Source organism: Wolbachia endosymbiont (group A) of Cephus spinipes (assembly GCF_964026895.1).
Lineage (GTDB): Bacteria > Pseudomonadota > Alphaproteobacteria > Rickettsiales > Anaplasmataceae > Wolbachia > Wolbachia pipientis.
Window position 1 is genome coordinate 1367117 of sequence record NZ_OZ034713.1, and the last position, 12998, is coordinate 1380114.

General features: G+C 34.9%; 13 protein-coding genes and 1 pseudogene. 8 read left to right on the plus strand and 6 right to left on the minus strand.

Going from position 1 to position 12998, the window contains the following annotated elements; genetic code table 11:
• The first annotated feature begins 75 nt into the window (after positions 1-75).
• Entirely contained in the window at positions 76-405 is a 330-nt protein-coding gene (locus tag AAGD59_RS06485; RefSeq protein ID WP_141456678.1) for a transposase, read from the plus strand.
• Complete coding sequence (locus AAGD59_RS06490) at positions 389-1024, plus strand: transposase (protein ID WP_265027790.1); 636 nt, start codon at positions 389-391, stop codon at positions 1022-1024. The genes AAGD59_RS06485 and AAGD59_RS06490 overlap by 17 nt, the downstream gene beginning before the upstream one ends.
• A gap of 348 nt (positions 1025-1372) precedes the next feature.
• Here the strand turns inward: AAGD59_RS06490 and AAGD59_RS06495 are convergent, their stop codons facing one another.
• Positions 1373-2350 carry a quinone oxidoreductase family protein gene (locus AAGD59_RS06495; protein WP_015589284.1) on the minus strand — a complete coding sequence of 326 codons (978 nt, stop codon included), beginning with the start codon at positions 2348-2350 and terminating at the stop codon, positions 1373-1375.
• A gap of 115 nt (positions 2351-2465) precedes the next feature.
• Here AAGD59_RS06495 and AAGD59_RS06500 point away from each other — a divergent pair, with 115 nt between their 5' ends.
• Positions 2466-3167: an ankyrin repeat domain-containing protein gene (locus AAGD59_RS06500; RefSeq protein WP_227738557.1), complete on the plus strand. Its 702-nt coding sequence runs from the start codon at positions 2466-2468 to the stop codon at positions 3165-3167.
• Positions 3168-3420: 253 nt separating this feature from the next.
• On the opposite strand, the gene AAGD59_RS06505 is transcribed toward AAGD59_RS06500, so the two are convergent.
• The 3 genes from AAGD59_RS06505 to rlmB form a co-directional block, all read right to left on the minus strand.
• A complete protein-coding gene (locus AAGD59_RS06505) occupies positions 3421-3957 on the minus strand; it encodes a cytochrome c oxidase assembly protein (RefSeq protein WP_015589286.1) in 537 nt (178 codons plus the stop codon).
• On the minus strand, positions 3958-4680 hold the full coding sequence (locus AAGD59_RS06510) for a Bax inhibitor-1/YccA family protein (RefSeq protein ID WP_015589287.1): 723 nt from the start codon (positions 4678-4680) through the stop codon (positions 3958-3960).
• Positions 4681-4759: 79 nt separating this feature from the next.
• A complete protein-coding gene (gene rlmB, locus AAGD59_RS06515; RefSeq protein WP_015589288.1) occupies positions 4760-5524 on the minus strand; it encodes a 23S rRNA (guanosine(2251)-2'-O)-methyltransferase RlmB in 765 nt (254 codons plus the stop codon).
• A 92-nt stretch (positions 5525-5616) separates the two neighbouring features.
• Here rlmB and AAGD59_RS06520 point away from each other — a divergent pair, with 92 nt between their 5' ends.
• Positions 5617-6111: a Smr/MutS family protein gene (locus tag AAGD59_RS06520; RefSeq protein ID WP_012673308.1), complete on the plus strand. Its 495-nt coding sequence runs from the start codon at positions 5617-5619 to the stop codon at positions 6109-6111.
• An 883-nt stretch (positions 6112-6994) separates the two neighbouring features.
• On the opposite strand, the gene AAGD59_RS06525 is transcribed toward AAGD59_RS06520, so the two are convergent.
• Positions 6995-8029, minus strand: coding sequence for an aspartate-semialdehyde dehydrogenase (locus tag AAGD59_RS06525; protein ID WP_010962945.1), 1035 nt, complete (start codon positions 8027-8029; stop codon positions 6995-6997).
• A 140-nt stretch (positions 8030-8169) separates the two neighbouring features.
• Here AAGD59_RS06525 and AAGD59_RS06530 point away from each other — a divergent pair, with 140 nt between their 5' ends.
• From AAGD59_RS06530 to AAGD59_RS07015, 3 genes and pseudogenes are all read left to right on the plus strand, one after another.
• Positions 8170-8622 (plus strand): hypothetical protein, encoded by a 453-nt coding sequence (locus tag AAGD59_RS06530; protein WP_015589289.1) that lies wholly within the window; start codon positions 8170-8172, stop codon positions 8620-8622.
• Positions 8623-8942: 320 nt separating this feature from the next.
• Positions 8943-9212 carry an IS110 family transposase gene (locus AAGD59_RS06535; RefSeq protein ID WP_007552972.1) on the plus strand — a complete coding sequence of 90 codons (270 nt, stop codon included), beginning with the start codon at positions 8943-8945 and terminating at the stop codon, positions 9210-9212.
• Between the two features lie 359 nt (positions 9213-9571).
• Positions 9572-9887: pseudogene (locus AAGD59_RS07015) on the plus strand (transposase).
• Between the two features lie 213 nt (positions 9888-10100).
• On the opposite strand, the gene AAGD59_RS06545 reads toward AAGD59_RS07015, so the two are convergent.
• A complete protein-coding gene (locus AAGD59_RS06545) occupies positions 10101-11375 on the minus strand; it encodes an APC family permease (RefSeq protein WP_141456681.1) in 1275 nt (424 codons plus the stop codon).
• Positions 11376-11510: 135 nt separating this feature from the next.
• On the opposite strand from AAGD59_RS06545, the gene AAGD59_RS06550 reads away from it, so the two are divergent.
• A complete protein-coding gene (locus tag AAGD59_RS06550; RefSeq protein ID WP_197907256.1) occupies positions 11511-12956 on the plus strand; it encodes a hypothetical protein in 1446 nt (481 codons plus the stop codon).
• The last annotated feature ends 42 nt before the right edge of the window (positions 12957-12998 follow it).

The window sequence follows — 12998 nt, forward strand, 5'->3', positions numbered from 1 at the left end:
TCGCTCAAGTGAAAAGAACTGGCAGTTACTGACAAAATTCATTATAAATAGCCATTTAACTGTTGAAGAAAAAATATGCCACAAAAAATGAGAGTCAGTAACTGCCATGAATATAACAAATTTCTCCAAGAAAGAGGAAGCATTTTTTGTTATATCAATGACGCCATAGAAAATTGGTACGAGAATTGTCCAAAAATGCAGGGCGGCAACTATATTTATAGTGATAAAGTTGTGATTTTGGTGCATATAATCGTCAGTTTCTTTAGAATTGGTTTAAGACAAACAGTCGGGTTTATAAAAGGGTATTTGCAACAAATAGGAAGAGATTTGGCAGTTATCAGCTATTCACAAGCATCAAGAAGGTTTAAGAAACTTAATATTAAGATAAATGATTGCAGAAAATAATATGGAAGATATCGAAATTGCTATAGACAGTACAGGAATTAGTATATACAACAACACTCCTGGTCACAGCAAGGAAAATAGCACTGACAGAAAATATCGTGGCTATGAGCAAACGAGAAAATTGCACGTAATGTTGAATATAAACAACAAAAAAGCCATAGCTGTAAAATACAGTAACGGTGTCTACTCTGATCACTATGGAGCTTGTGATTTGCTAAAAGAAGTTGATTTTCAGCATGCCATAAAAGCACTATATGCAGATAGAGCATGTGATAGGCACAAGTTTTATAAGTTGTGTAACGAATATGATATAAAGACAAAAATTCCACCAATAAACAATGCGGCAGAACATCCAGAAATAGATTATATGTCTGACAGGAATGCTGCTATTAGGTTAATAAAATTATACGGTGAAGATGGCATGAAAGAATGGAAAAAAGAAGTAAATTATGGGAAAAGATCTTATATTGAAGGGTTTTTCTCAAGATTAAAGCAAATATTCGGATTTAGTTTGAGGAATAAATCTGAGATAAATCGAGAAAAAGAACTGCTAATCAAATGCTATTTGCTTAATAAATTCACTGATATTGGTATGGCTAAATTTGAGATAGTTACATGAATTTACCATAAATCACCATCTCATAAAGTGTGATGCAACAAAGCCATCCCAGTGTCTGGGCACTGGGATGACAAGAAGAGAGCACTGGAATGACAGGAGAAGGGGGGCTACTACCGTCATAAAGGAACCAGTGTCAGCTACTCGAATGATACCTTTTTCTACTTAATTTGGGTTATGCAAGAAGTCTATTCGCGGTATAGATTCCGCTAACACGTAGCGGGATGACGGTTGTCGGTAAGCCTAAGTCAGTTTAGCTATATGCTTTTAATTCCCTCAAAAGGAGAATTAAATATGTGAAGTTCTAGTTGATATGATTTAATGAATGGTTAGTTTAAATTACTAGTTTATTTAAGAGATTTTGATAATATTTAACCCACTTGCTTTTCTGTTTTCCATATCGCGATGGGCTTGAATTATTTCATCAAATTTATATTTTTTATTGATCCGTACAGTTAAAAGTTTTTTTCTTATCATCTCGAAGATTTCCATTGTGGTAAGCACTAATGTGAATCTATCATGCTTATAATGATATATTAAGGTTCCAGTTGCAAATAACGAGCGTGAACTAAGTAAAGAAAAACTAATAGGAGCGTTACCTGATATCTGCCCATAGGAAACGTATATGCCGAACCTGCCTAAAGATTCAAAAGAGAGCTTGCTTGTAGCGTAACCTATGGGGTCATATACTGCACCTACTCCTCTGTTTTGCGTAATCTCCATAATTTTAGAAACGAAGTCTTTATCATTGTAGTTTATTGCGTATGTGCAGCCACTTTGTAAAGCTATCTTCATTTTTTCATCAGAGCTTACAGAACCTATCACTACACCTTTTTTATCCTTCGCCCATTGACATATTATTTGCCCTAAGCCACCATTAGCTCCATGAACTAGCACAAAAGCACCAGGCCTGATTTTATAAGATTGATTAACTAAATAGTGAGCTGTCATACCTTTAAACAGCACTGCAGCAGCAACTTCATCAGATATGTCATCTGGGATTTTTATCAGATATTTCTGGTGTATAATGCGCTTTTCACAATATGCCCCTGGAGGAGCTGTGCAATATCCAACTCTATCTCCGACCTTCAACCCATCACTGATTTTTTTACCAAGCTTTTCAATAACTCCCACTGCTTCTACCCCAAGCACTGATGGTAAATTTTTAATTTTGCGCGTACCTTTTCTGTGCTCTAAATCATAACGATTTAAGCCGATAGTTGTGTGACGCACTAAGACTTCCTCGCCTTTTGGCTCACCTATATTCTTATCTACAAATTCTAATACTTCTGGTCCCCCAGTTTTTTTAATTTGTATAGCTCTAACCATGATGAATGTAAGATAAAAACTTTGATTATGTTATCTAACAATTAATATTTTGCAAAATGTTATTTAGAGTTTATATACTATATAAGTGCATATTAATAGTTTTAAGGTATAAATTATGATGGATAGAGAAAATTTGCTTTATAGTGTTTTGTATAATGTGTTGTACAAAGTGGATAAAGATAACGGTTTAGATACTAGTAATATAATAAAAAAAATAAAAGAAAGGCTAGAAAGTGGAATGCGAACTTCAAGCAAAGAAAACTATTATGAATATTTATATGCTTCTTGGGAAAAAAAAGGTTTTGATATTAATCACAAATTTGATTTGAAAGACTATGATGGCTTTCCAGTAGATAGTCTTTTTTCTATTGCTATTAATAACAAACCTCACGCTTTACCAAATCTAGCGCAAGTTTTAATAAAAGCAGGTACTAACGTGCAAAATGAAAAAGGATATTTACATGCCTGCGCTTTGACTCGTTCTCCAGACGTGTTAAAGGCTCTCATAGAAGCGGGGGTAAGTGATAGCCCACATGAACACTACGGTGGAAATACCGCTTTAGATTGTGTTACTGAATTATATGATGCAGAGAAGTCAATTGAATGCAAAGATTGCTGTAAGATTCTAATTAAGCATACATTGGAAAAAAAACCTCATGAAAAAATGCCAGATTCTGTAAAAAATAATAAGGAATTGGCTCAATATTGGAATGCTTGTGAAGCAAAGAATGAAGGATGGGAATTGATAACACCAAGCACTGAGACACAAGTAGTCGGTGCGCAAAAAGCAAATAAGAACTCCTGCTCAATTCAATAGATCTGTTGCATAATCATTATTTGAATAACAACGCACTCCTTCTATAGCTAACACGTCATACCGCCGCGGAGATCCCGCTAACAAGTAGCGGGATGACGAGGTTTACCTTATCGGATTACGTCATACCGCCGCGGTATCTCAAAGCATAGATCCCGCTAACGGGTAGCGGAATGACAGTTTTTCAAATTGTCGGTAAATCTAAGTCAGTTTAGCTATAGCTCACGCTGCTTGGGTGACAATAGGAAAAAGTTTATTACTTAAGCTTAAAAAACGTGTATGATAGTGTTATTTCGCTCAAATCTTTTGTATTACTATCAAGCATTATCTCAGGATCTATATAGAAAGATACGGGCATAGCTGCTTTTTGTTTTGCTAGCAACATTTGCTCTTCAAAACAAAAGCATGCAACTTTATTGAAATACTTACCTGCTTTGAAAGGCGTAACATTATACACCGCCATACCAAATGAAGGCTGATCAGATAGATTTTTTGCGTAATAAAACGCTAAACTTTGTTCTCCTATGTTTACGTCAACGTAGTTAGTTTCTGATTTAAACTCCCAAGGTAGATCGGACATTATATCAGCATTGAAATGGACCCTGATCTTTTGGTTAGTTATATTTGTTGTTGTGTTAGTTACTTTTCTTATTGTGCCACCATACCCAGTAGCTTTACAAAAAATGCTATATAGAGGCACCGATGCATATGCAAGACATAACATCAATACAACTAGAGATATTAGAAAGAAAACTATAGAATTCTTACTGCCTTTCCTTAAAAAGGAAAACATCTAATCCCTATTGTTGAACAAGTTAAGTAACCTGAGTAGATTGAGAAATATATTAATAAAGTCAAAATAAAGATTAGTTGCACCGAGTATTGCCAATTTAGTAGTAGCAACTTCTGATCCGTCATTATGTTTATAATAAACGTCCTTGATTCTTTGAGCATCATACGCAGTCATTAAGGTAAATACTATTACTGATATAAACGATATTGCAAAGTAGAGAGGACTACTTCCAAGGAATAAATTTACTATAGACGCAATGATTAACCCCCAGATTCCCATAATCAAGAAAGAGCCCATACTTGTAAGATCTCTTTTTGTAGTATTACCATATAAAGCCATAGAGCCAAACATGATTGATGTAATGAAAAACGCCCTTGCTATATTTTCTGCAGTATAAACTATAAAAATATAAGATAAGGAAAGCCCCATTAACACTGAGAACGAGAAAAATATAGTAACGGCAGACTGAGCACTTAGGTGTTGAATTCTATAAGACATGTAGAACACCAATGCAACTGGAGATAACATTACCACAAGCGATAGGACGGGATTAGAATGAATCACCTGAAAAAGACCAGAAAACACTGTTAGGAATGCAACAAGCCCTGTGACGCCCAAAGCTAAAGCCATGTAATTATATACTTTAGTTAGGTAACTTCTAAGCCCAGCACTATAATAAGCGCCTTGAGAGCGAATATCCTGTTCATTTCTCATATAAGACATAATATAACTCCTTTTATCCATTACTTAACACATTATAATATAAAACCATATTTTTATCAAGTGTTTTTATTATAAACAGCTATGCGCTGGCATTTGTTTTAATATAAATAGAATATAGGCCTATTGCTGCTGCATTTGAAACATTTAAGCTGTCAATTACGTTTGATATTGGGATTTTTAAAAGATAATCACAGTTTTCTTTAACTAGTCTTCGTACCCCTTTCTCTTCAGAGCCAAAAATGATTACTCTTTTTTTTTCAAAGCTCTTTATTTCATCTATATTTTCTTTAGCATTGCAATCAAACCCGTAACACCAGTAGCCGACCTTTTTTAAATACTCCATAGTTTTCACTATATTTGTAACGTATATTAGCGGAACGATATCTAAAGCTCCACTTGCTGCTTTTGCAATAGATGCATTTTCACTCGGTGAGTGGTTATGTGGTAAAACCAATGCATTGACATTAAAACAAGCTGAAGTTCTTAAAATTGACCCAATATTGTGCGTGTCAGTGACTTGATCTAAAATGACTATAGTAGAGCTGTCGTTTGAGCTTTCAGCTACTTCTTCGATGCTTAAGTTATGAAGGATAGGAGCAACTTTTAAAGCAATCCCTTGATGATTAGCACCTTTGGGTAAAACGTCATTAAGTATTTTGTTTTCTACTAATCGAACTTTAATGCCCTTACTATTTGCACATTGCTTAATTTCTTTTTCGTGTTCTCTATAGAAATTTTCTGTTACTAACAGTTCTATACACCGCCTATTTTTATTCTTCAGTGCTGACATGCAGGTGTGCTTTCCATACAGCCAAAAATTCTCATTAGTTTTTGACGATTTCATCGTATTATCGAAAATCTGGTTTTTATAGAATAAGCAACATTTTACTATGTTTGAATATTGTTGTAAAATTATACAATTCGATTAATGCGTTTATGTCGGACGATGAGTTGGATTGGCAAAAAAATGTTAAGCCAATAAAATGTGGAAAAGTTACTTTGAAAGTTGATCATAAAGTAAATATAAAGTCTATGGTTGATAAAGGTACCTCCGACTTACAAGGGAATTTTCTTAATACCAATAATGGTAACTCATCATTTTGTCTTGACCAAAACACAAAATCAAAAGTTGATAGGGGTAAATATTTTATAAGCGACAAGCTCGATTTGCATGGCTATAATATAGAGGATGCTTACTGTAAATTGATAGATTTTATTATCAAAAATTATCGAGCAGGGAATAGATGTTTATTGGTAATTACGGGATACGGCAGTGCAACAAATAAAACAGACACTATAAAGAATAACTTAAATAAGTGGTTAAATGATACTAAAATCCAGCATATGGTTCTATACTACCAGCAAGCTACGAAAAAACATGGTGGTAAAGGAGCTTTTTATGTTTTATTAAGAAGGCTTAGGTCCTATTAGCTGCTTAAGTTTCCTTTTAAGCCTTAATTTTTCTTGTATAACCATACAGTGTTCGGCAGCGCGTGACGCACAACTGTGCGAACATTGTGATTTGGGTCTACCAGGAAGGATGTCTCCCAGTACCTCTTTTCCCGTCATCCCGCTACGTGTTAGCGGGATCTCATTTCACTTTATGAGGGTGTCATCCGAGTAGCCCCTTTCTCGTCATCCCGCTACGTGTTAGCGGGATCTCATTTCACTTTATGAGGGTGTCATCCGAATAGCTTGACTACTTGGATCCAGATTGGATACTGAGTTGGTGAGTATAAAAGTATAGCTTCTACGTCATACCGCCGCGGTATCTCAGCCGCTAACAAGTAGCGGGGTGACGAGTTACTATACCGCTGCGAACCGTCATACCGCGATTTATTCCATAGCTGTACGAACATTCATTTTTGAAGGTAAACTGCACAGCAAATGGTGTCATTCCAGTGCTTGACACTGGAATCCAGCCGGCTTTGTTGCATCGCTAGCTATGATGGATTAAAGATAAAAAAGGTGGAGAATATCAGTAGCTTATTATTCTGGTATTTATAACAAGAACGGTCAGTGAATACCTAAATTTGAGTAAAAGAAATTTCACTACCACTCACTAATCCGGCTAAAATTCAAGAATTTCAATGCTTTAGCTATTTTCAATAGAATTAAATTTATTAATATAAATAACAAGTTACTATTCTTAAATTTGATCAGATTGATTGCAAAAAAAACAAGATTTTCAATAAGTTGCTTATAATCCTAATTATAGTTAGCCTTTCATAAGTAGCGATGCAACAAAGCCATTCCAGCGTCACGCGCTGCCATGTGATATACAATTTCCTTCGAATTACAACGTACGTGCGCTCTATATGCACTTGATTGACAAATGCTCTCTTATCAAAATCTCAAGAATCTGCACTATATTTAATGCTGCGCCTTTGCGCAGGTTGTCAGCCACTATCCACATATTTAATCCGTGCTCAACAGTATTGTCTCTTCTAATACGCGATACATATACAGCATTCTCCTGTACAACATCAATTTGAGTTATGTATTCACTATCTTCACGCCTGTTGTACACTAAAACTCCACTATCTTCGGCTTCACTTAGCACTTCACGAGCTTGTTCTTCAGTGATATGTTGATCAAATTCCACATTTACTGCCATAGCGTGACCGATAAAGACGGGTACCCTTACACAAGTTGCAGTAACTTTTATATCTTCCTCTAAAATTTTTTTTGTCTCCTCTTGCATTTTCCATTCCTCTTCTGTAGAACCATTTTCCATGAATTCTCCTACATGGGGAATGCAATTGAATGCTATTTGCTTAGAGAATATCTTGGGTTTTTTAGCTTCGTTCATAAAGATTTTTTTTGTCTGGTCATAGAGCTCATCCATTGCTGCTTTGCCTGCACCAGAAGTTGATTGATAAGTTGAAGCAACGATTCTCTTTATTTTTGCTTTTTGGTGTAATAGATGTAGTACTAGCAGCATCTGTATTGTAGTACAGTTTGGATTGGATATTATGTTGTGGTTTTTATATTCCATAATTTTTTCTTTATTAATCTCTGGAATAATGAGTGGCACACCCTCTTTCATTCTAAAATGGGAACTGTTATCTATCACGATGCATCCAGCCTGTGTTGCAATTGGTACATACTCTTCAGAAACATGAGATCCAGCACAGAAAATGGCTACATTAGTTCCAACGAAGTCATAATCCTCAAGGCATAAAACTGTTAACTCTTTGTCACCAAAGCTCACCTTCTTCCCTTCTGATTTTTTCGATGCAAGTGCAATAACGCAATCTATCGCCTCATCTTGAAATTCAGCAAGCGTGCTTAATACCTCACGCCCTACTCTTCCGGTTGCTCCAATAACAGCAATTTTGTATCTCATATAGATGAACCTCTAATTTTAAAGTTCTATTATATTTTTACTGACAAAATTTACAATTGTTTTAATATTTTTACCTTGCAATTAATTGTAATTTAGCTATTATTATGCAATATTAGTAATATTACATAATGAAATGAAAGATGAGTAAGGAATACGATGAAACTAAGGTTAAACCTGCAATGTCTACACCTCAAGGGCCTGAAGGAACCAATGGATCAAAGGCCCAAAGTGTTCTTTCAAATAAAAGAAAGCCTACAATAAATTTTGATGATAAAAAGTATGGTGTAAAAACCTCTAAAATAGACCAACAGTCTCTAAACAAAAGACAAGAATCTTCAAAGCTAAGAGATCTCTTAAGGTCAATACCAATAATAAGGAGATTTTTAGCAAGGATTTTCACACCTGAAAAAATAGAAATCATCAGTAACCCTATATATGACAACATGGAAGCATATAAAAAATCGCAGGAAGATTACCCTAGTAAGATAAAAGATGAAACTAGTATAGATGATGAACACACAAAAGAAGTAGATAGTAAACTTGAGAAGGGTAATGTTGAACAAGTGGACAACAAGAAAAGTCGTAGTTCATAAATATCAATCATTTAAAAATTATCTCTAGTTATAACATTGTATCTGTTCAGATGCATGGCTCATGTACAAATATTGAAACAAAAATTCCAGTGCTCCTTTCTCGTCATCCCAGTGCGTGACACTTGTATCTTTATGATGTGAGGCATTAGAGCTAAAATACCTCACAGGGAGGGTGAAGCTGATGCGACACTAATGCCATTAAGCCAGATTTTGCTTCCCTCCCATAGAGTTAAAGACTGAACAGTATCTTTTGGAATTATATCCCGTATTACAAGGTTAGTCTAAACTCTCAGTTTATTTATAGTCTTGGAGGCAATTTTATGCAAGTAAATGCTATTTTGGGTGTGGATATTTCAAAAAAGAAATTTGATGTTTGTTTGTTAGTGGACAGTAAAAAACGACACAAAGTCTTTCAAAATAATCAAGATGGTTTTGCAAAACTTGTAGTTTGGTGCAATGGCCATGGAGCAAATCTTACTCATTTATGTCTTGAAGCAACTAGTTGGTATGGAGAAGATTTGGCTACTTTTATGCATGATTTAGGACATAATGTCAGTATAGTAAACCCAGAAAGCTTTTGGCAAAAGTGAGCTGCTCAGAAATAAGACAGATAAATCAGATGCAGCTATGATAGCTAGATTTTGTATCGCCAACAAACCTGCTCTTTGGAAGCCCATTGCACCTGAAATGAGGCATTTGAGGGCGTTGCATGCAATCGCTAAAAGATGATAAGGTGCAACAGACAAATCGCTTGGAAAACAAAAATATGCATTCCAGTTGCAAAGAAGCTATATCTAAAGTAATTTTGGCAATAGAGGAGCAAATTATTGTTCTCGAAAAAGAAATTAATGAGCATATAAATAACTATCCACATCTAAAAAATATGGTGGAAAACCTTAAGACTATAAAAGGTATAGGATATCTTACTGCTGTTGCTGTTGTCGCAGAAATGCCATCAGTTGATAACTTTGACAATGCTAAACAATTTACAGCTTTTGCTGCCAGGACATTATCAATCGGGATCGTCAGTAAGTAAGAGAAGTTGCATATGCAAAATAGGATCTGAGCGTATTCGAAAAGCTCTTTATATGCCAGCTATAGTAGTCAAAAACCATAATAATCATTTTCAAAAGTTTTGTCAGCGTCTAGCAAGTAAAGGCAAATGTCCAAAAGTCATAGTTCTTGCGTTAATGCGAAAATTAATGCATGTCTTTTTTGGTATTCTTAAAAAGAATCAACCATTTAATTGTAATTTTGTTGGATAATTTGTTTGACAGCAGAGACAGTATCTGGGATCCAGATTGGGCACTAAGTTGGTAAACACGAAAGCGATTAATCCTTTACAACGTTTTTGATGGAACTGCGCGAAAGAACTGGATGCCAGTGTCACGCACTGGCATGACACCCATTTCTTCCTATAGTTGTCTTTTCTCGTCTACCTTATTTTGCCACTCTGCTGAACAGATACATAACATTTGCTATACAGAAACTCTGCGATACCAAAATAAATAAAGAGGTACGCCACTTGCAGTGAATAAGCTTGCGATCAGCAAGGTATTCACAGAAGTTTCAAATATTACCCAGCAGCAAAAGGTTGTTGCTATACTGCCAATTAAAAATTTGTAACAACTCTTTTCTTGCACAATAACTTTGAGAAAAGCAAGACTGCATGCAAGGTAAACAAATAAAAATGAAACTACAGAAAAGTCGATAATTGATGTGATCTGCTTAGCAAAATTGTTGCTTGAAGTGAGGATTAGTAGAACTGAAGTGCCAACGGAGCTGATTGTTATGCCCCAGAAAGGAGAACCGTGCTTGTTTCTTTGAGCAAAAAACTGTGGCATCAGTTTATCTTTTGCAAGGCCAAGGGCCACTTGTCCACTAGCTAGTACCCAAGCGTTTAAAGTACCAACACAAAAAATGAACGCAGTTATAGAAATAATCAAGTGCCAATTGCCAGAGGCCATAATTTTTATTGCGTCAACATATGGTGCTCTTGAACTTGCTAAATCATTGCCATTTATTAATCCCATAATTGCAAGATTGTTGATAAAATACACAACAGCAACAGAGATTGTTCCAAGTACCACAGCTCTTGGTATTGTTCTAGCTGGATTATCAACTGACCCTGCAGGTGCTGTTGCCAATTCAACTCCAATAAAACCCCATAGAGTAATAAGTGTAGAACGTGCAAGAATCTGCGACGTTGTAAGATTTGATATTTCTTCACTTATGATGAAGTTATTTCTATCAAAAAAAAACAATGCTGCTATAGGTATTACAAGCAATACAGAAATTTTTATCACCGTCAATAAAAACTCAACACGTCCAGCAGTAGCTACTCCTCTAAAATTTATTAGTGTAATAATTGTAAGTAATAACATCTCTAAAAACAGATGTACGTTTTGAATATCTTCATGGAAAAATGGTGTAAGATAACCAACACCCACAACTATTACGGCTGTTGTGCTAACCCATGAGATCACCCAATACGTCCAACCAACAAAAAAAGCTGCAGCAGGGCCAAAAGCATGCTTTACATAGACGTGAGGGCCACCCGTTTCCGGAAATTTTGCGCAGAGTGAGGCAAAAACTAAAGCAAGAGATATAGCACCAAGCCCTGATATTATCCAGCTTATAAGGCTATACATGCCATATGGAGCAAGGCTAATTGGAAGCATAAAAATTCCAGAGCCAATTTGGCTGCTAATCACTAAGGCAAAAATAGCCCAAAAACCTATTTTATTTGACACAATAATTCTTATCTAAATAGATTAACAATATACCCTAAACTCAGAAATTTCAATTGATCTTTTAACATAAAAACTTGCATTTTTTTCAATTTATTCCTAAAATAGATTATATTAACAGATTATTAAGAGGGGGTTATGAATCCGAGATTAAAAGCATTTTTGGTTGTTTGTAGTATTATTGCATTTTTGATTGCACTTTTGTTTCTCGTGTATTATTTAAATCTTCTTGTTAACTATATCCTTGACCCGATTCTAGTTCGTCCCTTTGAAAGATTATACAAAAACTTAATTGTTGATGGTCTTTATGCCTATTTATCTACAAGCACTTCTAGCCCTGCACTAGCATTTTTGGCTACAGGTTTTATTGTTATTGCTGCGTTTATTTGCCTGAATAAAATGCTTCTTCCCTTGCAAGAGAAGATCATAAACAACTATACCTCCTTTAAAAACAACAATATTGATAGCAATAGCATGTTGTTTGAGGTTTATAAAGATCCAACAATAAAATTAAAGGACAAAATCTTATTCTTCAGTATACACTTGATATATTACCTACAGCTTCCATTTTTGTATATTGCATCAAAGGTATCAGCTCTACGTGGGTTTCTTATATTTAATTTTGGTTTATTATTGTTAAATTATGCACTGCTAATTCCAGTGGCACTTCTTGAATTGATAAAGTATCCATTAGTGAGGCTTTTCTCACCTTTGGGTTTGAATGTAAAGCAGCTAAGCTTTTTGTTTAATGTAAGTGATGTGGGCACTGGCAGTCAGAGCGTTCACACGAGTAGTTTTGAACATAGTATTCTCCAATGCGCTCAAGAGTTAAAACAGAAATTTGGAGCTCAACCAAATGTACTCAATAAAGAGTTTGAAGACTACATAAATAATTCAGATGAGCTTACAACTGAGCAAAAAGAGCAATTAAAACTTTATCTTAACTTTAATGGTTCCAATGAAGCAGCTTGGCAAGAATCAAAAACTGGACTAACTCTCACACAAGCTGCAAACTTAGTTTCAACTGCTGCTAAGAATCAAAAATCAGATGTGAATTCACTATTACTAATGAATTTAAAGGATGGACTTGGTTTATGTACTCTGGGAATGTTCGATCGTATTATTTATTCGCTTAGTTGTCTTGAAGCGAAAAATAATTTCTTGGTTCAAATAAATGGAGCAGTGAACGTATTAACACCTAAATTTACTGAAAGATTTTTAAAAGAATATTGCAATTATAAAAAATTAAAAATTTTGGTAGACAAGTTTGAAGATTTTTACTCCGAAGATTATGCGGATAAAAATAATATAAGCGATGAGGTGAAGAGCAACATTAACCAATCAATAATAGAAATAAGAGAATTTGTCTTTAAAGAGCTTTACATAAAATTTTACGAAGAGTATGGAAAAAGTATTCAAAGAGGTGCCATAAAGCAAAAATTAAGGGAATTAGTTACAGATGATAGTATAAAGGAAGCAGTGTATTATTCAATGTATAATATAGAAATCCCTGCAGAACCACCTACTTATCTTGAAAGAGTAAAAGCATTTTTTGGAGGTCATGCAAGGTCTTCTGCTGCTTAGTGGTTTAGTTCGTGCTATATAGCTAAACTAACTTAGATTTAC